Source organism: Imperialibacter roseus (genome assembly GCF_032999765.1).
Lineage (GTDB): Bacteria > Bacteroidota > Bacteroidia > Cytophagales > Cyclobacteriaceae > Imperialibacter > Imperialibacter roseus.
Genome location: NZ_CP136051.1, coordinates 1,925,565 through 1,950,653, shown reverse-complemented (window position 1 = coordinate 1,950,653; position 25,089 = coordinate 1,925,565). Strand labels below are relative to the sequence as shown.

Annotated in this window: 26 protein-coding genes; 12 read left to right on the top strand and 14 right to left on the bottom strand. The window is 48.4% G+C overall.

All coding sequences use genetic code 11. The annotated features are described in order from the left end of the window. The first annotated feature begins 76 nt into the window (after positions 1-76). From RT717_RS08370 to floA, 10 genes are all read left to right on the top strand, one after another. On the top strand, positions 77-1,606 hold the full coding sequence (locus tag RT717_RS08370) for a serine hydrolase (RefSeq protein WP_317491284.1): 1,530 nt from the start codon (positions 77-79) through the stop codon (positions 1,604-1,606). Next, positions 1,603-1,845, top strand: a complete 243-nt coding sequence (locus RT717_RS08365; RefSeq protein WP_317491283.1) for a hypothetical protein — start codon at positions 1,603-1,605, stop codon at positions 1,843-1,845. The genes RT717_RS08370 and RT717_RS08365 overlap by 4 nt, the downstream gene beginning before the upstream one ends. After that, a complete protein-coding gene (locus tag RT717_RS08360; RefSeq protein WP_317491282.1) occupies positions 1,842-2,588 on the top strand; it encodes an NYN domain-containing protein in 747 nt (248 codons plus the stop codon). The genes RT717_RS08365 and RT717_RS08360 overlap by 4 nt, the downstream gene beginning before the upstream one ends. A 215-nt stretch (positions 2,589-2,803) precedes the next feature. Next, positions 2,804-3,016, top strand: coding sequence for a type II toxin-antitoxin system VapB family antitoxin (vapB, locus tag RT717_RS08355; RefSeq protein ID WP_317491281.1), 213 nt, complete (start codon positions 2,804-2,806; stop codon positions 3,014-3,016). Then, positions 3,016-3,402: a type II toxin-antitoxin system VapC family toxin gene (locus RT717_RS08350; protein ID WP_317491280.1), complete on the top strand. Its 387-nt coding sequence runs from the start codon at positions 3,016-3,018 to the stop codon at positions 3,400-3,402. The genes vapB and RT717_RS08350 overlap by 1 nt, the downstream gene beginning before the upstream one ends. Before the next feature lie 6 nt (positions 3,403-3,408). Further along, positions 3,409-3,636 carry an OST-HTH/LOTUS domain-containing protein gene (locus tag RT717_RS08345; RefSeq protein WP_317492349.1) on the top strand — a complete coding sequence of 76 codons (228 nt, stop codon included), beginning with the start codon at positions 3,409-3,411 and terminating at the stop codon, positions 3,634-3,636. 692 nt (positions 3,637-4,328) lie between these two features. Next, positions 4,329-4,712: a VOC family protein gene (locus RT717_RS08340; RefSeq protein ID WP_317491279.1), complete on the top strand. Its 384-nt coding sequence runs from the start codon at positions 4,329-4,331 to the stop codon at positions 4,710-4,712. A gap of 130 nt (positions 4,713-4,842) precedes the next feature. After that, on the top strand, positions 4,843-6,099 hold the full coding sequence (locus RT717_RS08335; RefSeq protein WP_317491278.1) for a hypothetical protein: 1,257 nt from the start codon (positions 4,843-4,845) through the stop codon (positions 6,097-6,099). Positions 6,100-6,237: 138 nt separating this feature from the next. Further along, positions 6,238-8,517, top strand: a complete 2,280-nt coding sequence (gene bglX / locus RT717_RS08330; protein ID WP_317491277.1) for a beta-glucosidase BglX — start codon at positions 6,238-6,240, stop codon at positions 8,515-8,517. A 220-nt stretch (positions 8,518-8,737) separates the two neighbouring features. Continuing rightward, positions 8,738-9,682 (top strand): flotillin-like protein FloA, encoded by a 945-nt coding sequence (gene floA, locus RT717_RS08325; protein WP_317491276.1) that lies wholly within the window; start codon positions 8,738-8,740, stop codon positions 9,680-9,682. Between the two features lie 99 nt (positions 9,683-9,781). On the opposite strand, the gene RT717_RS08320 is transcribed toward floA, so the two are convergent. The 10 genes from RT717_RS08320 to RT717_RS08275 all read right to left on the bottom strand — a co-directional run bounded on the left by RT717_RS08320 (position 9,782) and on the right by RT717_RS08275 (position 18,868). Next, positions 9,782-10,648 carry a sugar phosphate isomerase/epimerase family protein gene (locus tag RT717_RS08320; RefSeq protein WP_317491275.1) on the bottom strand — a complete coding sequence of 289 codons (867 nt, stop codon included), beginning with the start codon at positions 10,646-10,648 and terminating at the stop codon, positions 9,782-9,784. A gap of 153 nt (positions 10,649-10,801) precedes the next feature. Further along, entirely contained in the window at positions 10,802-12,496 is a 1,695-nt protein-coding gene (locus tag RT717_RS08315; RefSeq protein ID WP_317491274.1) for a GMC family oxidoreductase, read from the bottom strand. 138 nt (positions 12,497-12,634) lie between these two features. Then, positions 12,635-13,180, bottom strand: coding sequence for a gluconate 2-dehydrogenase subunit 3 family protein (locus RT717_RS08310; protein WP_317491273.1), 546 nt, complete (start codon positions 13,178-13,180; stop codon positions 12,635-12,637). 255 nt (positions 13,181-13,435) lie between these two features. Next, positions 13,436-14,311: a hypothetical protein gene (locus RT717_RS08305; protein ID WP_317491272.1), complete on the bottom strand. Its 876-nt coding sequence runs from the start codon at positions 14,309-14,311 to the stop codon at positions 13,436-13,438. Between the two features lie 101 nt (positions 14,312-14,412). Next, on the bottom strand, positions 14,413-14,931 hold the full coding sequence (locus tag RT717_RS08300; protein WP_317491271.1) for a DinB family protein: 519 nt from the start codon (positions 14,929-14,931) through the stop codon (positions 14,413-14,415). A gap of 75 nt (positions 14,932-15,006) precedes the next feature. Then, positions 15,007-15,201 carry a hypothetical protein gene (locus tag RT717_RS08295; protein ID WP_317491270.1) on the bottom strand — a complete coding sequence of 65 codons (195 nt, stop codon included), beginning with the start codon at positions 15,199-15,201 and terminating at the stop codon, positions 15,007-15,009. Beyond that, positions 15,191-15,757, bottom strand: a complete 567-nt coding sequence (locus RT717_RS08290) for a zeta toxin family protein (RefSeq protein ID WP_317491269.1) — start codon at positions 15,755-15,757, stop codon at positions 15,191-15,193. The genes RT717_RS08295 and RT717_RS08290 overlap by 11 nt, the downstream gene beginning before the upstream one ends. Before the next feature lie 138 nt (positions 15,758-15,895). Beyond that, on the bottom strand, positions 15,896-16,360 hold the full coding sequence (locus tag RT717_RS08285; protein ID WP_317491268.1) for a GNAT family N-acetyltransferase: 465 nt from the start codon (positions 16,358-16,360) through the stop codon (positions 15,896-15,898). 61 nt (positions 16,361-16,421) lie between these two features. Then, positions 16,422-17,345, bottom strand: a complete 924-nt coding sequence (locus tag RT717_RS08280; RefSeq protein WP_317491267.1) for a DMT family transporter — start codon at positions 17,343-17,345, stop codon at positions 16,422-16,424. 227 nt (positions 17,346-17,572) lie between these two features. Beyond that, positions 17,573-18,868, bottom strand: coding sequence for an acetylxylan esterase (locus RT717_RS08275; protein ID WP_317491266.1), 1,296 nt, complete (start codon positions 18,866-18,868; stop codon positions 17,573-17,575). Between the two features lie 192 nt (positions 18,869-19,060). Here RT717_RS08275 and RT717_RS08270 point away from each other — a divergent pair, with 192 nt between their 5' ends. Both RT717_RS08270 and RT717_RS08265 read left to right on the top strand, forming a co-directional pair. Next, positions 19,061-19,762 (top strand): 2OG-Fe(II) oxygenase, encoded by a 702-nt coding sequence (locus RT717_RS08270; protein ID WP_317491265.1) that lies wholly within the window; start codon positions 19,061-19,063, stop codon positions 19,760-19,762. Further along, positions 19,759-20,031: an Ada metal-binding domain-containing protein gene (locus tag RT717_RS08265; protein WP_317491264.1), complete on the top strand. Its 273-nt coding sequence runs from the start codon at positions 19,759-19,761 to the stop codon at positions 20,029-20,031. Before RT717_RS08270 ends, RT717_RS08265 begins: the two co-directional genes overlap by 4 nt. A gap of 817 nt (positions 20,032-20,848) precedes the next feature. Here RT717_RS08265 and RT717_RS08260 read toward each other — a convergent pair. The 4 genes from RT717_RS08260 to RT717_RS08245 form a co-directional block, all read right to left on the bottom strand. Beyond that, positions 20,849-21,334 (bottom strand): hypothetical protein, encoded by a 486-nt coding sequence (locus RT717_RS08260; protein ID WP_317491263.1) that lies wholly within the window; start codon positions 21,332-21,334, stop codon positions 20,849-20,851. Between the two features lie 159 nt (positions 21,335-21,493). Beyond that, entirely contained in the window at positions 21,494-22,378 is an 885-nt protein-coding gene (locus RT717_RS08255; protein WP_317491262.1) for a DNA-3-methyladenine glycosylase family protein, read from the bottom strand. After that, positions 22,368-23,216 carry a bifunctional transcriptional activator/DNA repair enzyme AdaA gene (locus RT717_RS08250; RefSeq protein WP_317491261.1) on the bottom strand — a complete coding sequence of 283 codons (849 nt, stop codon included), beginning with the start codon at positions 23,214-23,216 and terminating at the stop codon, positions 22,368-22,370. The genes RT717_RS08255 and RT717_RS08250 overlap by 11 nt, the downstream gene beginning before the upstream one ends. Before the next feature lie 63 nt (positions 23,217-23,279). Beyond that, on the bottom strand, positions 23,280-24,893 hold the full coding sequence (locus tag RT717_RS08245; RefSeq protein ID WP_317491260.1) for a sensor histidine kinase: 1,614 nt from the start codon (positions 24,891-24,893) through the stop codon (positions 23,280-23,282). Positions 24,894-25,089: the final 196 nt, after the last annotated feature.

Genomic DNA, 25,089 nt, shown 5'->3' with positions numbered 1-25,089 from the left:
AATAACCATGGCCTGGGTGTTACTATTCTGGTCTGAAAACTTTTTCCTAATTTCATAGCAACCAATGCTCGTTGCTATGAAATTCAAATACATCTTCCTGCTACTCGTCTTCTCATGCTCTGTTGCGACCGCACAGCCGAAGGTTGCCGATCTTGATAAATACATCGCTAAAGCGCAGAAAGACTGGAATGTGCCAGGCATTGCAGTAGCTATCGTAAAAGATGGCAAAGTGGTGCTTTCCAAAGGCTACGGAGTAAAAGAAGCAGGCGGCAAAGAGGCGGTGGACAGCGAAACTCTGTTCGCCATCGCCTCCAATACCAAGGCGTTTGTGGCAACGGCCATCGGGCAACTAGTTATAGAAGGCAAGCTCAACTGGGACGATAAAGTGATTGACCACCTCCCCTTCTTTGAATTGTACGACGACTATACCACCCGGCATGCTACGGTAGAAGACCTGCTTTGCCACAGGCTGGGCCTCGGTACATTCAGCGGTGACCTGATGTGGTACAAGGCCAACTTATCCGCCGAAGATGTGGTAAAGAAGGTGAAATATGTGCCCCAGGCTTATGAGTTTCGTAACGGATACGGCTACTCCAACCTCATGTTCATCGCAGCTGGCGAGGTCATAAGAAGTGCCTCAGGTCTACCATGGCATGAGTACGTGAAGAAGCAAATCATTGCGCCATTGGGCATGAGTCGCACTGTTACATCCACCGATGATTTAGAAGCCAAAGACAACTATGCTTCCCCACATAAACCTGATGCTGTCGGCAACAACGAGCCCATTCCGTGGGTAAACTGGGACAACATGGGCGCTGCCGGTGGCATCATTTCCAGCGCCGACGACATGGCCAAATGGACCATCATGAACCTGAATGGCGGCAAAACAAGCCAAAAAACCATCATCGCTAAAGAACAGCAAAACAGGCTCTGGACGCCGCACAATAATTTCGTTGTGTCGGAGCAGGCCAGAGCAGCCACACCAGGTAGACATTTTTCCGGCTATGGCCTTGGCTATGGTGTGAGCGATTACTATGGCAAACAATTGGTAGCCCACAGCGGCGGCTACGACGGCATGTACTCCTATGTGATGATGGTACCCGATGAAAACCTCGGGGTGGTGGTGCTCACCAACAGCATGAAAGGGATTGCCTCTCCACTGTGTTACTACATCATCAACCAGTACATCAAGGCAGAAACAAAAGACTTTTCAGCAGAGGCTTTGGCACGAAACAACAACAACAAGAGCCATTACGACGACATAGCACAAAGAAGGCAAGCAAGGGTGAGCGGTACAAAACCCAGCCTGTCGCTTGAAAAATATGCTGGCACCTACTGGGCAGGCATGCATGGCAATGTGGTAGTGGTAAAACAGGACGATAAACTCTGGTTTTACATGGAGGACAACCCGGGCTTAACTGCCGACCTGGTGCACTGGCACTACGACAGCTGGGAGATCAAATGGCGGGAGCCACAAGCCTGGTTTGACTTCGGCACCCTCCAGTTCAAAATCGACAACAACATGAAAGTAACCGGCCTGCACTTCGACGTACCCAACGGCGACATCTTCTTTGACGAGGTGGATTTGGTAAACACTAAAAAATGAAGCCAGTAAAATGTGTGGAAAGTGTAAAATACCGCCCACCAATCTCTTTTGGTTCTACTTACTATCAGGCGTTTGCCTCGCTTGATCCGCTGATGACCCACCGCCGTGAAAAATTGGTATCTTTCCGCACCGGCACTATTCTTAAACTGAAACAAAAGCTGATCGTCGGCAGCCTGCGAATGCAGACTAGTCGGAGTCAGCAGCCTTGCCAATCACAAAAAAAAACACATCCCCTATGAAGGACGACAAGCTTGCAGTACTCATTGACGCAGACAATGTGCCTTATGCACACATCAAAGAAATGCTCGACGAAATTGCCAAATACGGCAATCCCACCATCAAGCGTATTTATGCCGACTGGACAAAACCCACGGTATCGGGATGGAAAAATGTATTGCTCGAGAATGCCATCACTCCCATCCAGCAGTACAGCTATACACAGGGCAAGAATTCAAGCGACAGCGCCCTGATCATTGATGCCATGGATTTGCTTTACTCTAAAAGAGTCGACGGATTTTGCATTGTGTCCAGCGACAGCGACTTTACAAGGCTCGCCACACGTTTGCGGGAAGCAGGCATGTTTGTCATTGGCATCGGGGAGAAGAAAACACCCCGCCCATTCATCACGGCGTGTGACAAATTCATCTACATCGAAATATTGAAGAAGGAGCAGGCAATTGAATCACATGAAAAGCCCAATCAAAAGAGTCAACCAAAAGCTCAGCCTTCGTCGGTCAGCAAAGTAGATAAGGAGCTAATAAAAGTGATTAAGGAAAGCGTGGATGAAATTTCTGACGATGACGGCTGGGCCTTCCTGGGCTCGCTGGGAAGCTATCTGATCAAGAAAAAGACAGATTTTGACCCCAGGAATTATGGGTTTTCAAAGCTATCTCCCCTTATCAAAAGCACGAATGCCTTCATCATTGAAGCCAGAGAATCAGGCGAGAAAAACATCAAGCATATTTATTTGAAAAATAAGTAATTGCCTATTGAGGTAACTCAACCCCTCGGCATCCAACTGGGTGAATCAGCCCGAGGAAGCTTCATCGATCAACAGTGAGGCTCAAGACAGTTAACCAGTTTGAGTATTATTACGTTAAATCACTGAAGTCACTTTGGATGAAAATAGGGCATCATCCACCATTACAAAGTATTGGCTGATTAGCTAGAATGATTTAACTTGTGTTATAAAAATAAATGATGGCAGCCTTAACGCTATATACAAAACTCGAGACGCTACCCCCCGATTTAAAGAAGGAGGCTTCCGATTTTATAGACTTTCTAATTCAGAAAAAATCAAAAAAAGAGAAGGGAAAAAGCCACAAGCCTGTATTTGGAAGTCTCAGAGGTAAAATAAAGCTCTCAGAAGACTTTGACGCTCCTTTGGACGTGTTCAATGATTACATGTAATGAGTCATTTGTTGGACACTCATGCATTCCTTTGGTTTTTGGGTGGAGACGACCAACTTTCAACAACTGCCCGCACTACCATTGAGGATTCTACCACAAAAAAATTCGTTAGCATTGCTTCAATCTGGGAGATTGCAATTAAGATAAGCCTTGGGAAACTAAACTTGGGCATACCTCTTTCAAATCTGAAAGAAGAAATTATAAAGAACAGCTTTGAAATTCTACCACTTGACTTCGACCACCCCATCGGCTTGTCAACATTGGAAAACCACCACAAAGACCCATTTGACAGGGTTATCATCGCTCAGGGTATTTCAGAAAACTTTAAAGTGATATCCAAGGATCCTAACTTCCGTTTATATAGTAGAATTGAGGTGATTTGGTGAGCAAAGCTGATAAAGGCCTTCATAGAAAGTGTGGATGAAATCTCCGACGACAGCGGCTTGGCCTTTCTAGGCTCGCTGGGAAGTTACCTGATCAAGAAAAAGACAGATTTTGACCCAAGGAATTATGGGTTTTCAAAGCTATCTCCCCTTATCAAAAGCACGAATGCCTTCATCATTGAAGCCAGAGAATCAGGTGAGAAAAACATCAAGCATATTTATTTGAAGAATAAATAACGAGTTCCTCTTAGGCAAAACACACTAGGCGGAATTGTAGTTGGCTGGCTACCCCAAAAGCAAGAAGCAACTCTTACAAACGGGCAAGCTGATTTTGAGAAGTTTAAGGACCTAATTTGAAGCTTTGTTCCAAAATATTTATAATGGGTATGTGGCCAATACCATATCTAATTGTTAGCATTCATTTGAAATGAACCTACTAAAACGGAATACTACAACTGTTCTGAAAACCATCCGTTGGTGGGAGTTGAATAGGATTTTCTACAACTGCTACATGTTAATCATTGGCTTTTTGAGTTTCTTCATTGGCTATGTCTCAATTCCTGTGATTTACATATTTATTGGATTAGGTCTGAATATGTTATTCACGACTTCCTGGGTTGGAGAATTACTATTTATCAGGCCATATAAATCGAGTAAAGTGACAAGGATATATACAAAGACATTTATCTTGATCTTTTATGGGTATTCTACCATCAGTGTCCTTTTATACATATTCGTTCCCGAACTGCTTGATTGGTCAATTGATTTATGGATTGAATAAAACACTAAAGCTTCTGCTGTTCGACATGCGCTGGCGCTAACATGTCGAACTAGAAATAATGCAGGATCTCCGATCCTCAGCACGAACAAAGGCATGTAGCGAAACAACCGAGTCCGATAAGCGTTGAAACGCAAAAACTTGATCTCTAATGAAAATAGAACACATCGCCCTTTGGACGACAAAGCTTGAAGAGCTAAAAGACTTTTACACCACCTACTTCGCCGCTACAGCTGGCGAAAAATACCACAACCCCACCAAGCAATTCACTTCTTACTTCCTTACTTTCGACTCAGGCGCCAGGCTCGAAATCATGGCCAGGCCAGAGGTAGAACAGCACCCAGGAGATGCCTATAGAAAAGGGCTGATACACTGGGCCATGAGTGTCGGCTCGAAGGAAAAGGTGGATCAACTCACTGAGCAGCTAAGAAAAGACGGCTTTGAGATTATTGGCGAGCCACGAACAACGGGCGATGGCTATTATGAAAGCGTCGTAGCCGACCCTGATGGCAATTTGGTTGAGATTACGACTTGAGTAGGGTGCAAAAACCAGCCAGAAAGGAAGTTTTTTAGCAGTGCTTTAGAAAAGAATGCACTGTAGATTAATTTAGCGGTGCCATGCAACGGTAAACACACACCAGAGTCCTTAGCACAAAAAAGTTCGAATGACCAAGACGTTAACTGCCCTTGCGCTGGTGATCACACTCAACCTATCGGCTCAGTCAAAAAAAGAGCACTTACAGGAAAATCGTTATGACTTACTGACTAACGAATTCAATTTTCCACAAGCAGACTTCAAAATCATAGGCTTCGGGGCCTACCACGGCAGCGTAAAGACAGAAACCACTGAAATGGCCTTGCTTCAGTCGCTCACAAAAACCGGCAGTATCAGCTACTACCTGCCCGAAACCGACTTCGCCATCGCCCACTATTTCAACAGCTACCTGTCCTCCGGTGACACTGCTTTACTGAAGGATTTGGTCACTCACTACGGCGTGAGGGTGCCGCAGGACAAAACGGTGGAAACCTACAGCAAGTGGACAGCGCTAAAGCAGCTCAACGACCAACTCCCGGCAGAACACAAACTGACCGTGGTAGGTATCGACTTGCTGGTCACCTACAAATACACTTGCAAGCTCCTGGTCGAAGTCATCGATCGACAGGTTGTTGAAAGCCCTGCTTTGGATCGGGTAGCAGACATGCTGGCGGCCGACACCACCGACTATTCGCCCTATTATGACAGTGACTCAAAAGCCATCCTCAGAGCATTTGTGGCAGCTTATGAAGCAGCTCCGGATGATTTCAGCAAGGGCATCAACGATCCATTCATATTTGACCACTTGATCCGCAATCTGAAAGTGACTTTTGAGGTTTTCTCGTCGAAGAGGGGAGAAACGATCTACGACAACTATGTCGGGCTAAGCGATTTGTACGACTTCAAAAACAAACCACAATTCGCTCGCTTTGGCTTCTTTCACCTGGAGAAAGACAGAGAAGGCGAGAAAGGAAATGCGTCATTCTTCACCATGCTCATCGAAAACGGCATTTACGCAAGGGAAGAAGTCATTTCCATTATAGGCTACCTTACCAAAAGCCGGGTGCTTTGGGAGGTGGAATACGACGACAAAGGATACAAAACCCATATAACTGAAGGAGGATTTGGCATTGGCGACTACCGGAAGGAATACTTTCTGGGAATAAAAAACCTCAAGAAAACCCGGATATCCGACATCACACTGTTCAAGCTCAATGGCCAGGGTACTCCCTACGCCAACGGCATACCCGACTTGATCGAAGTGGTGATGAAGGATGAGGCATCGAACGGCGACGACGTAAAGGGAAAGTCGACCACAGCGTTCATCGACTATGCTGTGCTGATTTCAAACTCAAAAGCCAGCACGCCTATTGAGAAAATGAAATAAAACCACACCCACATTAGGTGATGAATGTCAGTTCTTTTGCTGACGTCCGTACGTTCCTACGTTTTCATCAAAGTGTACCTTGGACAAACAAAAAGAGGCACCAGCCTCATTCAGCATTTGTTTCCAAAACACACTCCTATGAGAACGATAATACTCATGGTCATTGTCGCAACGGCGATGGTGGCCTGCAACCAACCCGACAATTCCTCCACCTCATCGTCAAAACCTTCAAGCGCAGTCGACCAGCGAGTCGATAGCCTGATGGCGTTGATGACCCTGGAAGAAAAAATAGGGCAAATGAATCAGTACAATGGCTTCTGGGACGTAACGGGCCCTGTGCCCGCCGAAGGCGATGCCGCCATGAAATACGAGAACCTCAGAAAAGGCCTCGTCGGCTCGATGCTAAACGTGCGTGGCGTGGCTGAAGTGAGGAAAGTACAGAAGATAGCGGTGGAGGAAACCCGGCTGGGTATTCCCCTCATCATCGGCTTCGACATGATCCATGGCTACAAAACCATGAGCCCCATACCGCTGGCCGAGGCGGCGAGCTGGGACTTAGCGGCCATCGAAAAAGCGGCCCACATCGGCGCCGTAGAGGCAGCGGCAGCTGGAATAAGCTGGACCTTTGCCCCCATGGTGGACATTGGCCGGGACGCCCGCTGGGGCCGGGTGATGGAAGGTGCAGGCGAAGACCCCTACCTCGGCAGCAAAATAGCGGTGGCACGGGTCAATGGCTTCCAGGGCAATAACCTGGCCGATCCGCTAACGATAGCGGCGTGCGTTAAGCACTTTGCCGGTTACGGCTTTTCCGAAAGTGGCCGTGACTACAACACCGTTGACATTGGCACCTCCACACTCTACAACATGGTGCTTCCCCCATTCAAGGCGGCTTCCGATGCAGGGGCACGCACTTTCATGAATGCGTTCAACGTACTCAATGGCATTCCCGCCACTGGCAACAGCCTGCTCCAGAGAGACATCCTCAAAGGCAAGTGGGGCTTCGAGGGCTTTGTTGTCTCCGACTGGGGCTCTATAGGTGAAATGATCGTTCATGGCTATGCTGCCAATGGCTCCGAGGCCGCCAGACTGGCTGCGCTGGCTGGTTCAGATATGGACATGGAGTCGTACCTGTACGTCAAAGAACTGAAAGGGCTGGTTGACGCTGGCAAAGTAGACGTGGCACTGATCAATGACGCTGCGAGGAGAATACTGAAAGTGAAATTTGAGCTAGGGCTTTTTGATGACCCTTACCGCTACTGCGACGAGCAAAGAGAGAAAGACCTGACCGGGCACCCCGACCACGTGGCGGGCGTGTTGGACATGGCGAAAAAGTCCGTCGTGCTGCTCAAAAATGATGGCAACTTACTGCCGCTAAAAAAGACTGGTCAGAAAATCGCCGTGATTGGTGCCCTGGCCACGGATAAAGACAGCCCCATTGGCAGCTGGAGAGGTGGAGCCGATGCCAACTCGGCAGTGTCGGTATTGGAAGGCCTGCAGCAATATACCGGCAACCAGTATAATTACTCCAAAGGCGCTGAACTTGTGACCGAGCCTGCGACCTTTCTGATGGAAGTGAAAATCAACGAAACTAACAAAAGCGGATTCCAGGCAGCAGTACAGGCTGCTAAAAACTCCGATGTGGTTGTCATTGTATTGGGCGAGAATGGCTTTCAATCGGGCGAAGGCCGCAGCCGCACTGATATTACCCTGCCGGGAGTGCAAACCGAACTACTTGAAGCTGTTGCAAAAGCAAACAAAAACGTGGTGCTCGTTACCATGAGCGGCCGTCCTCTCGACCTCAGCAGGGAGTCTAAATTAGTGCCCTCACTTGTACAGGCCTGGCATTTAGGCAGCCAAAGTGGCAATGCTATAGCACAGGTGATTTACGGCGACTACAACCCCAGCGGAAAGCTGCCCATGTCTTTCCCCCGCAGTGTTGGCCAGGTACCCATTTACTACAACCACAAACGTACCGGCCGACCCAATGACGCTGGCAATGGCATCGTGTTCTGGTCGCACTACTCCGATGAGGCCAATGACCCGCTTTATCCATTCGGTTATGGCCTGAGCTATGCCGACTTCGACTATGCCGACTTACAAGTAAGCCAGCCCGAAAAGGGTAAGGTGGTCGTTAATTTAAAGGTAACCAACACCAGCCAGCTAGATGGAGAAGAGGTAGTACAGCTTTACCTCCATGACATTGCTGCCAGCGTTACCCGACCGGTGAAAGAGCTGAAAGGGTTTGAAAAACTGATGATCAAGGCTGGAGAAAGCAAACAGATTAGCTTTACGCTGGGAGAGGCGGAATTAGGCTTCTATGACAATGAAGGTAACTTCATTGTGGAACCAGGAGAATATGAAGTAACAGTGGGTGGAAGCTCCGTCGGTGGACTTTCCACAAGGTTCACTGAGAAGTAAATGATCACGATTCCGTCATAATGGGCCGGGATGCTTTTTTCTGAAAAGGCGTCCCTGCTTCTATTTTTTAGGTCGCTGCGATTTTTATACGGCCGGAGAGAAACTATTTAACTCTACTGAAAGGAGTAGCCAATAAATAATACCTATCTTTCAGGGTATCATTTATTAAAAAGGCAGTTGGCTAATAGTCGCCACCGCTCAACCCCATCTATCAACTCAAATGCCTGTTCAACTACTCATTACCATCGGTGTTATTATTGTCGGCCTCTGGCTGCTCTTATACATCTTCCCTATTAGTCTGTGGATTACAGCGCAGTTTTCGGGTGTCAGAGTTAATCTGATGACGCTTGTTTTTATGAGATTCCGCAAGGTGCCGCCGGGGCTAATCGTCAAATCGATGATATTGGCTGCAAAAGCTGGCATTCCCGATATTTCCGTCGAAATGCTGGAAACGCACTACCTGGCCAAAGGCAACCTGGTCGCTGTTATCAAGGCGTTGATCATGGCCGACAAAGCCAACCTCAAACTTGATTTTAAGCAAGCTACTGCCATTGACCTGGCTGGTAGAGACGTGTTGGATGCGGTAAAGGTATCTGTAACGCCTTATATGGTGCTTGTGCCTGCCATCACAGCTGTGTCAATGGATGGCATTCAGCTCATTGCTGTGGCCCGTGTTACAGTACGAAGCAACCTGCAGCAGCTTGTGGGTGGTGCTGGTGAAGAAACCATCAAAGCAAGAGTGGCCCAGGGAATCATCTCAAGAATTGGTATGGCCACCAGCTATAAGTTCATTCTTGAAAACCCCGAAAGCATATCAAGACAAGTACTGGAAAATGGCCTTGACGCTGGTACAGCCTTTCAAATCCTTTCAATCGATATTGCCGACATCGATATTGGACAAAACATTGGTTCCATGCTGCAAATCGACCAGGCTTCTGCCGACCTGAGCATTGCCAAGGCCAAAGCTGAAGAGCGCAGGGCCATGGCCGTCGCCAACGAGCAGGAAATGATTGCCCGTATTCAGGAAGCACGTGCTAAAGTGATTCTGGCGGAAGCACAAATCCCGGCAGCCCTTTCCGGAGCATTTAGAACAGGTAATTTGGTGGCGGGCATCGACTTTAAGAAAGACCAGCCAGCAAAGAAAAGCACAACCGCTAAAAAATAAATTGTATCATACATCAGTGTCGCTTTCGGGAGACACTGATGGAACAAAAAAAGAGGCGTAAACCGCCTCCCTTTTTTGAATCAATTATCTATAAAAAAGCTAATACTTCAGGCTTTTCAGGTAGGCAATGCTTTGAGGCACTTGTAGCATTGGATTGGGGCTCTCATCTTCAATGAACATGTGCTTGATGCCTATTTTATTAGCTTCCCTGAGTATTCCCGGAATGTCGAGTTCTCCTTGTCCAAGAGTTACGTCATTCTCCTGACCCGTACCACCTGTCAAGTCTTTCGGCGTGCCTTTTTTCAGATCTTTTACGTGCAACAGCTTCCAGCGGTCACCGTATTTCTTCAGCAGCTTCACAGGATCACCTCCGCCAAAATGTGTCCACATAATGTCCATTTCGAAAGACACGTACTCAGGATTAGTGTTCTCAATGATATAGTTCATCAGCGTGCCTTTTCCGTAAGGTTGAAACTCATAGCCATGCACGTGGTAGCAGAAAGTAAGGCCATTTTCTTTCAACACTTTGCCTGCTCTGTTAAAATCCTCCACTGCCTTTTGGGCATTCTCGAGGTTAAATTCAGCCCTTTTGTGGGGGATCCAGGCGCACATCACAAACTTGGCGCCCAGGGCTTTGGCGTTGTCGGCTACGGCCTGAGGGTCTTTCACCAGTTGCTCATAGCCCGTGCCAGTGCCGGGAATGCTGATGCCCCTCGCTTCACACAATTTTCTGTACTCTTCGCCTGTCATGCCAGCAGGCGCTCCGCCTTCCAGCTCGGTAAAGCCCAGCGAGGCAATGGTGTCCAGAGTAGCCTCTACTCCCTTAGGGAAGCTCTTGCGGAACGTGTAGGCCTGCACGCCCAGCGGTTCGGTGTACAACGGATCGCCCTTTTTCTGGGCTTGCGTTGGGTGTGGCAGTTGCCAGGCGACAAAAAGAATAATGAAAGCTATCAGGTGTTTTTTCATTTTAAGTGTATTTACTATTCGTTTTCAATTCCATAAATGTGATGCCACCACCTGATATTACGTCTACCGCTCAAGAATCTCAGCCTTCGACTTGCTCCATTAATTCATCGGGCGATATGACACGGTGTGGGCACCACCCGTGCACACCACATGCTACAAATTCAGTTTGTTCAACTCATCTACTGCATGGTTAGCGGCACGGGCAGTCAGCATCATGAAGGTAAGTGTAGGGTTTTGCGTGCCAGTTGAAGTCATGCAGGCACCGTCTGATACAAATACGTTTTTGCATGCATGAAGCTGGTTCCACTCGTTGAGGAGCGACGTTTTAGGGTCTCTTCCCATGCGCACGCCGCCCACTTCGTGGATATCCGAGCCGGGAAGCGAATGGCTGTCATTCACTCTCACATTGATAAAGCCGGCCTTTTCGAACATTTCCTGCTGCTGCTCCAGGTAATCCTGCACCATTTTGTCGTCGTTTTCCTGCCACTCCACAGACACAATGAGCTGAGGAATGCCATATTTGTCCTTCATGTCCCGGCTCAGTCGCACGTGGTTGCTTTCAACAGGCACCGTTTCACCCATCATCCAGCTGCTGATGTTCCAGTTGCCATATTCCCTGTCCAGCAGGTTGTCTCTCAGCTCATCGCCAATCATGCTGGTGTCGGAGCGCTGCCCCCTGCCCCCGCCAATGCCTATGGCATAGCCACGCAGGAAGTCGGTTTCTTGCTTGTGCACGTTTCTGAATCGTGGAATATAAGAGTGATCTGGGTTGCGCCCATCGGTACGTTTGTCCTGAAAGCCCTCGTACTCAGCATTGCCTTTGCCTCGATAGTTATGCCAGGCAATGTACTTGCCCATGATGCCATTGTCGTTGCCCAGTCCCATGGGGAACCTTGACGACGTGGAGTTCAGCAGAATGGCGTTGCTGTTCAGCGTGGACGCATTCACAAAGATAATGCGGGCATAAAACTCTATGATGTCCTTCGATTCAGCGTCGATCACACGCACACCGGTGGCCTTGCCTTTCGCATCATCATAAATAACCGAGTGCACCACGGCGTTGGGCCTCATGGTCATATTGCCCGTTTTCATGGCCCAGGGAATAGTGGAAGCGTTGCTACTGAAGTAGCCTCCGTAAATGCAGCCCCTGTTGCACATGGTTTGGTTTTGGCACTTGCCTCTGCCCTGATCGATATGGATTTGCTGAGGGTCGGTGAGATGAGCACACCGCCCCTGGATCATCACCCTGTCGCTATAGTTTTTCTTAATGCTTTCCTGAAAGTATTGCTCTATGCAGCTTTGCTCAAAAGCCGGCATTACCTCGCTGTCGGGCAGCACAGCCAGGCCATCCCTATTGCCCGAAACACCTGCAAATTTCTCCACGTAGGTATACCATTCCTCCACGTCTTTGTACCGGATAGGCCAGTCGACCGCAAAGCCATCTCTGGCCGGGCCTTCATAGTCAAAATCACTCCAGCGCTGGGTTTGGCGAGCCCACAGCAGCGATTTGCCGCCTACATGGTATCCCCTGAACCAGCGGAAAGGCTTTTCCTGAATAAAGGGCTGCTCATCGTCCTTCAGCGCAAACGGCAGCGATGATTCTCTGAGGAACCGTGCATTGCCATAACCTATGCGCTTCTCGATGGGTACACTATCACGAAATTCGAAGTCCCAGGGGGCTTTGGAAGCTGTGGGATAGTCTTTGATATGTTTTACGTCCCGGCCTCTTTCAAGCACCAGTGTCTTCAATCCTTTTTCACACAGCTCTTTGGCAGCCCAGCCTCCGCTGGCTCCTGAGCCAATCACAATGGCGTCGTAGGTACGTTTATCCTTAGAATCTTGTAACATAACTGTTGGTTAAATCACAAATCGCAAGCATCAAAATTCAATTAAGCACCAAAGGTCAAATTCGAAACGAATTGGTATTGGTGATTTGCTTTTTGAGATTTATTTGTGTTTTGGTTTTTGTCTTTTGGAATTTTAGAATCAAACACTGGCGCATCCATAGAAATGACCCGGTGCCACTTTGTAGTCTCGGTAGTTGGTCATAACTACCTGTGTGGTGGTAAAGCCACGGATGGTTTGGTCTTTCATAAAGTCGAAGAATTCTTTCTCTTCCTCCACTTCCGAATTCGACCTTGTCATTAGCAGTTCAACCCGCTGCTCCTGTGTGCAGTCAGCGAACGACTCCCCGTAAGTATCCTCGGCCGACTTTTCTAGCGCTGCCATCTGAAGCCGCAGTTTGTCCTGGTCTTCTTTCTCGTAGCATTTTTCGAGAAGCTTCATTAGAAATTTATCGGTACCGGTTGAGAGCGCACCGATGGGCTCGGCTGGGCCACCTGGCACTGAAGGCGGGGTTCCGGCAGGAATAATGGTATCCGCAATTGAGCTAAAAAGCTCCTCTTCTTTGCGAGTGTAGAACCTGGGGTGGAGGGCATCTTCCACAATATGCCATTTCCATTCCACCAGGGAAAGGCCCGCAATGGCACCGCCAGCGGCAAGCAGACCCTTGAGGGTGCTTCGTCTGTTCATAAGTAGGTATCTTAAAGGGAAATATAATAAACCATACAATTTCAAAAACCGCACATCAGTGCTACTCAGGCGAGCAAGTTGCCTGTTCCCGGAAAAGCCCTAACTCTTTCGGGAACAGCAACAGCATTTTTGAAAAACCATAAATCAAGTGAACTAATCTACCCAGATATTATCTCTTTGAAGAATTTTTGCCGGTCAAATATTCGAAAGGTTGATAGCGAATGACAGAAGGTCTGTGTGTTGCGACGGTGCACCCTACCTGCACTCCCCGTGGTCATAGGTGCGAAAGTACCGATAGCCATTCAGGTAGGTCTTCGTCTCTTTGTACTCCAGCTCGTAGTCCGATATCGTTCCATTGTCGTACTGAAGACGGAGCAGTGGCACGCCAGCCCCACTTGTGGCCACTGTCCAGTTTCCTGCATTGTTGCTATTGCCTGCACTGCTGGCATAGGCCCCGCCAGTGTCGATGGACATGCTGCTGCTTTTATAAAACGTAAAGCGGTTGCCACAAAGCAAAATCTCCTCATGATCGCTGTAGCCACCGTAGGAGTCATACCCGGAGCTCGAGTAGGAGTTGAGATAGGTGAGTTTGGCACCCTGGAGCGTTTGTCGCCACTCTTCAGTGACCGGAGGCTCTTTGGGCTGAGAAAACTGCAGACTTCCGGCAATTTCCTTTGCCAGTTGTTTGTAAAGAGAAGAATAGTTGGGCACATCAGTAGCAGCTACCACTGTCACGCCCGTCCCAAACGGATTGACAACTGCCGCAATATAGGCTTTGGCCTGTGTTCCCTGGATATTGCCGGAAAACTCCGCACCTATCCCTTCCGATCCCACTTTTTCAAAATCTCCTGACTTCTGCAGGTTAATGCCCTCATCTACCAGACCTGCTTCTGCTTGTGCTTTAAGGTTTTGGATTTGCGACTCCTGATGGGTCATCAGTATCAAGAGACCCGGCTTGGTATCTGAACCCATCAGAAACACCTCTCCCGATTCCGCTCCCTTCCAGCCATCAGGAATGGTGAACCTGATACCAAGCGTTGGGTAGTCGACCACACCCGTTTGCTGGGCAAAAAGTCCGTAGCTGCCAAGGATGATGCAGATTGAAAGCGAAAGAAACCTTTGGCGTTCCATTATTCTAAAATAGCGCCGACAAGGGAAAAGTAAAAATTCCCAGATACGAATTATGACCGCTGCGTCACAGGGAATTCGCTGAAAGATAGAATTTTAGGTCTTTATTTTCTCCCGAATTTCTCTCTATTGAATTCATCCGACTTATTTCGGGCAATGGATAAGCTTGTCCATTTGTCTCCAGCCTGCATCCTGGCCAGGTACACGATTTGCCCCACATGGTAAGGATAATGCGCTAGCTGCCTGTTAATGGCTTCCATCACCGTATGAGCTTCTGCTCTGATGTATACCGTACGATTGAGGTCTTCCTCCTTCAATGCTTCCAGAGCTGTGAAAAGACAGGCCCAGCCTTCCTCCCACCTGGCAAGCACCTCAGCCCTGGTGGCTTTGTCTTCCTCAAACTCCTGGTCTCGCTGCCGCCATTCCTTCTCGCCGTCTTCGGTTAAGAAATTGGTCCAGCGGGAAAGCATATTGCCCCAGATGTGTTTCACGGTTGTGGCAATGCTGTTGCTTTCTTCGTTGTACTGCCAGTGCAGCGCTTCGTCCGGTACCTGAGCCATGGCCTTGTCGCCCAGGCCTTTGTAACGCAGAAATTCCTTTTTTACAGAAGTTAAGTAACTCATCGTGAGTGATAATTCTACTTTGACAGATTTAGTAACGTGTGATTTTTCTCCTGATTTACCCCTTCCCCAAAGGACTCATTTCACATATTCATTTTTAGCATTTGTCGTGGGAAGTATTTCATCAGCAGGTATTGAGACTACCTTTCCATTCCGAGATACGACCAAAGGACTATTGTTCTTTTTTTTGAACTCAGCCATTTTTCGATATGCTTCTTTCAGTCCGAGGTTTACTTTCTCTTCTAGTTCACGAAGTTGTTCGTTAATTCCCATCGTATGCGTTTTTTAACTGTGACCACTTTGCTTCACTTCGAATAATGATATCCGCCCCAGCTCCTTCAGCAATAAATTCAAAATTCTCTGTCGAGTTATCAACTAAGATCCATCTGGTGACAAGCGACCTGTATATTTTGAAAAAATTAGAAAGACCATTCAAAAAACGCCTTTCAATAGTATCTTCGGGTATATTGTGTCCACCTTCCAGCACCCTTGTTCTTACACGCTGTTTTGCAAGTTCAATAGAATCCAAAGAAAGAAAAACTAGTGTTGTGTCATAGCCTTGCGACATTGCCTGTTTAATAAAGCTACCGTATGACCTGGTGGAAAGAGTTGTTTCGAATGCAAACGACTCTCCGTTTGAAACGAGTTCATTTATACGTTCAAGCATGATACGGCCAGCTCTGATGCCAGCTTTTTCGGGGTTCAGAGGGGAAATACCTCTTGCGATTTCGTCAGCGTTAATGAACTCGTCACAATGGAAGATTTCAGGTAGAATAGAATAAGACAGAGTTGTCTTACCCGCTCCGTTTGGCCCCGCTATGATGTACATTTTCTTCACAAGACAAATATAGCAGTATTCAAATCAGTTGCCATCCGCATCATGAGCTACAACGCCAGGCCTGGGGTTCCCGGTAAAAACAGCCAGATTTTTCGAATGTGTCAAAGCAGACTCAATTTAGTGACAAGGCTAAGCCTTCCAGAAATAATGATAAAAGTCCTCTTCTTTCTTAAACCCCGTGCTATCGTACAGCCGCTGTGCCGACAGGTTGCTCACTTGCGTTTCCAGTGTAAGTCCTTTGGCCCTCGTTTCTTGGGCGAACGCTTGAGCGGCTTTCAGCAGTCCCTCGCCTATGCCCATACGCCGGAATTTTTTGTCTACATACAAATCGTTGAGCAACCAAAGGCGCTCCATGCTCACCGAGCTGAACAACGGATAAAGCTGCGTAAACCCGGCACCCACGCCTTCCACATAGGCGATGAAAATAACACTTTCTCCATTTAGCAGTCGTTCCTCCAGGAATTGCCCCGCTGCTTCAAGGGCAGCCTCCTGGCCATACCACTGCCGGTAGCCATCAAAAAGAACCGTGAGATGCTGAAGGTCATTCAGTTTGGCTTTTCGTATTTCCATGTCGGTGTGTTCCCGTTGTCTCAAAGCAGCAAATTAATCAACCTGAGCTTCTTTTCCAGCCTAAATGACGATTTGGTCAGTTGCACTAAGTAGCCGATGGTTTTGAAAGCGCCTTGTAGGCCTTCACCTTGTAGCCTTTGTTCACCATAAAAATACCAACAACGGTGATAACAAAGGCCCCGCCGATCAGCAGGTTCAGCTTTTCGTCCAGGATCCACCAGCCAAGCAACACGGCAACTAACGGATTGACATAAGCATAAATAGACGCCAGCCCAACGGGCAAATGCTGCAGCACATACAGATAGCAGACAAATGCCCCGAGAGAACCGAATATGGTCACATACAAAAGGGCCGACAGCCCCTGCCAGTCAACGCTGGCAAAGCGGGTATAGTCGTCGAATACGAAACTGAGCAGCCAGATGCCAATGCCGCCAAAAAACAAATGAAAACCGGCATTCATGAGTGGGCTTTCAGGCTTACCATACCGCCTGATGCTCACACTGCCATACGACCAGCCAATAATGGCGACAAATGTGAGTAAAATACCCATCCTATAGTCGGGGTTTACCAGGTCGGCCACATGCTCCCTGAAAACAAGCATCAGTCCTGCTACGCCAAATGCGAGGCCGGCATAAATCAGCGCATTGGGTTTTTCCTCGGCTTTGCTGGCCAGATTGATCAGCACCACGCACACCGGCATCATGGCACAAATAAGTGCCGCCAGGCCGCTTGGGATAAACATTTCGGCCCAGCCCACCAAACCATTGCCAATCGTGATCATCATGAACCCGATAAAGGCGTGCTTTCTGAGATAGGCGATGTTAATGGTGCCACCCTTGCCCAACAACCAAACAAACAGCAGCAACCCACCTCCTGCGATTGTTTGCCTGATGGCCGAAAAAGCAAACGCAGGAAATTGGGACACACCCACCCGCATCGCCAGGTAAGTGGTGCCCCAAACGATGCAGATAAAGGCAAGTGCCAGGTAGGCTTTGGTTTGTGTTTTCATTGTTGAGGCCGCAGCCCGAAAAAATAAGAGAGCGATTTACGAATAATCGGCTAATAAAAGAGAGAATGCAGATAGGTAATTTCAAGAGCCAGTCGATAACCTGCTACTGCTGCCCTGATAACAAAAAGGCATGGAGTGCAGCTAAGTACCCCGGGGATTACATCCCGGCCTCCAGGTTACAAACCTGGTGAACGGCGCTACATAGCACAAGCCACTTCGGCGTAGCCTCAGTGCACAGGCGCTCCCTTGCCATCCCTTAACGCCGGCAGCCACACCTTGTCCCGCTCACTCCTGAACGGCTCCTGCGAGCCATTGCGATCCTGGTGGCCGGAGGTGGGCAGGATCATCACCTGCTTGTGGGTGGTGAGCTGGTTGACGCCTGCCAAAATTCCCTCGGGCGGACAGGTCTCATCCAGCAGTCCGATACCCACCAGCACCGGGCATTTGATATTCGTCACAAAGTTGGCCACATCATAGTACCGACTGGCTTCGTGCACTTTTGCCGCATCCTTGCCTTCGGTGCTGCCATACCACTGAGGCCAGCCTCCTTTTCTTCCAGCAACAGGGCCCAACATATCGAAGCCGGCAGGCACCAGCGCAATGGCCGCCGTGACAGCGGGATGGAACCCGGCGGTCATCAGGGTTTGCTGCCCACCCTGGCTGTCGCCCATCACCACCAGCGTTTCTCCGTTCCAGTCGGGGCGTTTGGTGAGGTACTGCGCCGCCCGGTAGCAGGATAAGTACATGCGCAGGAAGTAGCTTGTTTCACGGCTGTCGTTGCCAATGGCAGGATAATTTTTTAGCGGCCCGTCTGACTGCTCTTTGTAAAATTCTTTGGGTTCATCGATGGGCAGGTCGTGGGCTTCTATGTTCAACGTTAACCATCCGTCCTTCGCCCGGTTCACTGCCCAGCCTTTGTCGAGTGGATACACGCCCGCCCACTGCACAATGAGCAATGCAGGGAACTTCTCGCCTGCCGATGGTTTGGCCAGCTGCCCCTGAATGTGGCTGCCATTGATATTGTCCATGGAAATCTTCCAGTAGTCGACATTGTCTACGCCGCTTTCTCCTTTTTCGAGCACAGGATTTGCAGGTACTTTTTTAAGCTGCTTGAGCTGCTTGTTCCAGAAACTATCAAAGTCCTTTGGTTTTTGAGCAGACAGGGCAATCTGATCCGGATTGGCTACAGCACCACCCACACTCCTGTTTCCCCAGCCACCTTTTCCCCAGCTTACCTCCAGCAGCATGGTGCCCGGCGCATCGAAGGTATAGCTCACTTGCGGAGTACTGCTATTAAAGGAAACATCGCCATGCTTGATATCGGTCAGGCCTCCTTTTTTCAATATATAGCGAACAGAGTCACAACCTTCGGAGCAAGCGAGATCCCAGGTAACGGTTTCACCTACTTTATAAACACCGTCGGCCTTATCCGGTGTAACGACAACTTTTTGCGCCAGAGTGGCGCTGGCGCACAAAAAAACGAGGCAAGTGAGGCCGGTGCGAAGATGCTTGAAAAGTGACATAGGATGTGTTTTTATGTGAAGAAAAGATAAATACAGATGGATTCCAACCTGAGTTCTTTGAGACAAAGGTTAGACTTGTATCCCACCAATGCCCGCTAAAATCAAAGAGCGCAAGAATCGGATTGCCGCCTGCCCCGGGCCCCGGTAGTTTTGCACCGTAGAAACGAAATCATTCATTTATCCCTTTTTTAAATGTCAGCGATCACTTTAGCAACCGCCACCGACGAACTACAAACCACTCTCCTTTCGCAGGGATTTGTCCACCTCGAAAGTGTGCTGACCCCCGAGGAGTGTGACGCAATAATGGCCTGGTATGCCGAGCCGGCACGGTTCCGAACCACCATCAACATGGCCCGCTACAGGTTTGGCGAGGGCGAGTACAAGTACTTCAGCTATCCTTTGCCTGACCAGCTACAGTCACTTCGCCAACAACTGTACGAAATGCTGGTGCCTGCGGCCAACCTGTGGAGCAAAGCTTTGCGGCTTAATCTGGTATTCCCTGACAGCCACAGCGACTTCCTTACGCTTTGTCACGACAAAGGCCAGCGCCGGCCTACTCCCCTGCTGCTCACTTACGGCGACGGTGGCTACAACACCCTTCATCAGGACTTGTATGGCGATGTGTACTTCCCGTTTCAGCCGGTCTTTTTTCTCAAGCAGCCCGGCTGGGATTATGAGGGGGGTGAGTTTATTTTGGTGGAGCAAAGGCCGAGGGCGCAATCGAGGGCCGTGTCGCTTACGCCAAAACAAGGCGACCTGATCATATTTGCTACCAGCCAGCGCCCGGTGATGGGCAGCAAAGGGTATTACCGGGTACAGATGCGGCACGGGGTGAGCACGGTGCACTCCGGCCACCGGATGACGCTGGGCATTCCTTTGCACGACGCCAAATGATCAGGCATACAGACCTGGGAAGCACCCGCTTCGCCCGGAGCCGTCAGCTTTCTGCTCTCATCAGGCAAGGCAAAGTAACGCTGGGTGGCAACGCCCAACTGAAAATCTACGGCCAGCTTAGCTGCCCGTCAGGCAAAAGGATGAAACCAGCAAACAGGATCTTCTTTTTGGATGCAACAGAAGCCCAGCAGCTCGGCTTCCGGCCCTGCGGGCACTGTATGCGGGAGGAGTATGGAAGGTGGAAGGAGAATGGCGGCGAAACAGGATGACAACCGTTAATCCACCCGCATTCCGAAGCACCTAACATTCACGTTCAGTCGTCTATTATGCCGGAGCTAAAAAACACCACCTGCACGTCATTGCTGCCTGCCCGACCATTTGGCGGGAGGAAGTAAATCAATGCCCAATCTATGTTTGCTATCGCCAAACGACTGAATTTCAACGTATGGAGGCTTTTTCCAGCTATTTAATAGAGACTACAAAAGTTTGCCTGCTAACAGTAAAGTTCATCGCCTGGCAGCCACTCTGGGAAACCGTACACCGGCTGAGGTAACAAACTTTTGTAGTTTCCCCAGCTACACGGCCATTTGCAAAGTCCCTATCCGGCTTCCTGTTAAGCGCTTATCCAAGTGGTAGACAAGGGCTTGTCTCACTACCTCATAAGCGCTTATCACATAGGGAGTAAAGGCGTTGTTTCGTTCGGGATAAGCGCTTATGATAGGTGTGATAAGGGCTTAACAGGAGGCTGTGGTGCGCACCACACCTGGCGAGTGCTAGGCAGCATAGGTAGTGAGTGCTGGGCACCATAGAAGTGATTGGTGCGCACCAAACTGAAGACGGAAGAGTTTGGTGTGAAAGAGGCAAAAATTGGGGTAAGCGCTCCTGTGTGTATGAATATACGAAAATCAGGCCAGTTTTGGGGGAAGAGGAGAGTGGTTTTTTAACCCCGTGGGAGGGGGAGCCGGTGACGCCCAGACTACAAAAGTTTTGCTTGTCAACAGCAAAGCTGATCGGCTGGCAGCCACTTTGGGAAAGCGTAAACCGGCTGAGACACCAAACTTTTGTAGTCCCGCCCTCGTGGCTAACTCAGCCTGCTGCTAGTGGCTGTTCTTTCCTGGCAATAAAGAAAGCGGAGCCGATTAATATCAATACGAGATACCAGAGGGCAAAAACGTTGACGGTGCTCAAGGTGCCTACTCCCTTAAAAACCAAATAGCCCATGGCTACACCGGCAGTGAAAAATGCAGCGAGTTTCAGGATTCCCTGTCCATCCACCACCCAGGAATAGAGTAAAAAACGTAAAAGCAGTGCAACTGTAAAGGCCAAAACTATAAAAGACAGGCCACAGGAAAGGAAATAAAACAAGAAGGTCTCAGTCTTCGCTGCATGGCCAAAAGTCAACCCGGTAACGACTGACAGCACAGTGGCCAGCAGCAAAAGCATCCCTCCTGTTACTAGTATTTTGTTGGTCAGCGACTTTGCCTTAATAAAAAGACCAGGAATGATCGCTAATAAAGCGATGGGAAAAATGAATCGTTTAAAGTTCGATGCCTCGCCGGGGCTTTCATACATAATGTGAAGGGCATTTTGGAAAAGAAGGAAGATCAAAGAGGTGAATATTCCAGCAATTAAAATTACTATTGAATACAATCTGTAGTTGGGGTTCATATCCTTTCACCATTATTCCTGTTATCAATCTACCAAAAAGGAAAGTATAAAACAAGAAACTGGCTACGCCAGCGACCTCCAGATATAAAACACAATATAGGCCTCCCATCCTGGAAATTGCTCAAAAAAAGCCTCCAGCTCCTGTCGGGTTGGCTTCCTGTCCATTCCCTTGAGGTACTTGTAGCCGTTGAGCAGTCCGGCGTCGCCATAGGTGATGGCATCGGGCCTGCGCAGGCATTTCATGGCCACGTAGTTGGCTGTCCACTCCCCTACGCCCTTCAGACTCATGAGGCATTTCAGCATTTCCGGTGTGCTCTCCATCAAAGAAAGCTTTTCAACAGAGATCTCGCCAGCCAGAAAGGCTTCGGCCACGATGTGCAGGTACCTGGCCTTTTGCGAAGAATACTGCATGGCTTTCAAGTCGTCGAAAGACAGCTCAAGCACCTGCTTCGGTGTGGGAAAAACATGGTAGACCTCGCCCTCATAAGTTTCACTTTCGCCAACGGCTTCCACCAGGCTTCTTTTGAGCTTGTAGGCAAATGTCAGGTTGATCTGCTGGCCAATAATGCTCCAGCAAAGCACTTCAAAAAGATCGGGGATGGAGATCAAACGAAGCCCCCAATATTTTTCAACCAACTGCTCAAGGTCAGCATCTTGTCGGGCAATGGCTTTCAACGGCGCAACGTCCCCTTTCAAATGCAGCCACTCGGTAATGTAATTGACAATCTCCGATTCCCTGGCCTCACCTTTCAGCAAATCGACCCGAAGTGCGTTTCCCGATTCGCTGATGCTTAAAAGAGAATGACCGTGACTTCCAATTCTCAAAAGCTTGGTAACCGACCCACCCTTCACCTTGTGCAGGCAGTCGTCGAAGCCCCTGTCGAGAAACCACAGGCATTCTTTGAAACTAAAGTTTTCTGGTGTTGGAATAGAAAGACTAAGCGGCATGCATCTCCTCTTCTGCCATGGTTCGCACCTTCTCCCGGGCAATCAGGCTTAGCTTGCGGTCGTTGCCCCAATGATAGCCGCCAATGCCGCCATCTCTTCTGATCACCCGATGGCAGGGGATCAGTACGGCCACTGGGTTGCTGCCTATGGCAGACCCTACTGCCCTTGATGCTTTTGGGTTGCCAATATAGTCGGCAATTTGCTGGTAAGTACTCAGCTGGCCCTCGGGAATGCGGAGCAATGCTTCCCACACTTTGACCTGAAATGGAGTGCCTTTCAAATTAAGTTGAATGGCCTGCTGGCTCGCCTCACCGACTCCGAAAATTTGATTCACAGCGGCTTGATTAGCATCAGCGTTCTCTGTCAATACCGCCTCGGGCCACTCTGATTTCAGCAGGGCCAGTCCCTCTTCGGGCGTGGGCACAAACTCGAGCTTGCAGATGCCCAGGTCGGTAGAAGCAACGATCAGCCCACCAAAGGGAGATTCGTGAAAACTGTAATTGATGTTCAGGCTGTTGCCTTTGCTTTTATAAGCGCCGGGCGTCATGGCTTCAATGGTCACAAAGAGATCGTGCAAGCGGCTGGAGCCAGAGAAACCTGCTTCGTAGGCGACCTCGCTCAGCGGCACATCGCCAGTTTTCATCAGCTCCTTGGAGAGGTTGAGACTGAGAAACTGTTGAAATTTCTTGGGGCTTATGCCAGCCCAGCTGGTAAACATGCGTTGAAAATGAAAGGGGCTCAGATGCACAGCATCGGCTACTGCTTCGAGCTTAGGCTGCTCTTTGAAATGCTCACTGATGAACTCAATGGCTTTGGCAATTCTTTGGTAATCGTTCATGGCTTCAAAATTTACTCAAAAAAACAGTAAAGCCATCTGTATAGAAACCCGAAACTTGCTCATTTACTTGTTACCATTAAACTGCAACTTGTTAATGGCCAGATCGATTTCAATTTTTGTACCCTTGCCATATTCACTTGTCAGCTTTATGTTACCGCCCAACTTGGTCACCATCTGCTTTACTATGTAAAGCCCCAATCCCGACCCTTCTACCTGGTCGGTAGCTCTTTGGAACATCTGGAATAGTTTAGGCTGATATTCCTTTTTAATGCCGATGCCGTTGTCTTCAAAAATTATCCGCAAATAATCTCCTCCCTCCATGACGGCTATTTTCAGGTAGCTTTCAGCCACCTGGGTATTTTGAAATTTGATGGCATTATGCAAAATATTACCAAAAATCTCACCTAGCCTGATCCGGTCAAAAATCATCACGGGGTTGTCGAGCATTATTTGCTTTTCTACCTTCAGCCCTCTGTAAAGCGGATCTACCCTTATATCATTCAAACAGTCATCAAGCACCTCCTCTACATTGATTCTCTCCAATTCCAGGGCGGTTCTGTCATTCCTGGTAAACATGATCATTTGGTGAATAAATTTATCCAGCCGCTTGCCTCTGCCTTCTATGACACGAAAATACTCTTTCATTTTCTCTATGTCACTTTCGGACATAGCGATGGCCGCAATGCCGAGTATACTGGCAACAGGGGCACGGATGTCGTGCGAGGTATGGTAAGTGAAGAGATCCAGTTCTCTGTTTTTCTTGTAGAGTGCTTCTACGGCCTTCACTAATTCCTTATTCTTAATTTCCAGCTCATGCTTACTCACATTAATGGCTTCATTGAGTATCTCGAGGTCCTCATTTATCTTTTGCTTCTCGTAAAGAAGGCGTTGATTCTCAAGGTCGATTGTTTCAATCACCCTCGCTTTTCTGAACAAAAAGATAGTTGTAAAAGCCGATGAGAATGATGCCAAAAGGATGAACGCAAAGCCTATGTCATAAAAATCGTAAATAGCTCCCAGCAAAATAGTGCCGCTGGCGACAGCCGGAATGGTAATGGTCACCAGCCATCTTCTTAAAATTACCCGGCCTCCGAGGTTTTTTGAAAACACGAGGTGAAACCTGCTGTCCTTGTTACTTATTTGCGACAGCAGGAAGCTTCCGTAAATCAGCATAAAACAAATGGCTGTATGAATGGCCATCGTAGAAAAGAAAGTCACACGATGCAACGACTCATAGTCCAGTATAAACCCAAGCAGGGCTGTGAAGCAGATGAAAAGCCCTGCCAACAAGATCAGTTCGACCGTTCTAACAGTAGCTCTGTCGCTTTTCCATTCAGACATCCCTATGGCTAATGAAATCGCCATAAATAAAAACGAAGTGGCGCCAGACATCCGTAATACTATACTTGATATCTCTGGGAACAACATCCTGCCGGCTATGACTTCGATTAGATGCATGCCGGAAATGATGAAAACGAAGGGCATGCCAACAATTGACGTGAATCCACCAAAGTGAATAGCGGCCACGCAGAGAAGGAAACAAAACGCCGTGATTGGTTTCATGGTCTCGAGCCCCGGCAAAACTCCTTTAAGAAACTCGATATCCGCCACCCAACCCAGAAGTACCAGGCAGGTGAGCAAAACAACCAACAAATATGAACGTTTCAGTATTATCAAGCTACAATGGTTTTACATGATAAAGATTAAGATGCATTTGTTGTAAGACCAGAAAAAGCAAACACTCAATAATTACAACAGTAAAAATTACAATATTTACCTGAAAAATTCATATCTAACTGAAAAAAAATAGACGTCGTTAAAACTATGACCAGAATGGTAGTTTCCTATATATCAACTCTTCGATAAAAGCAGG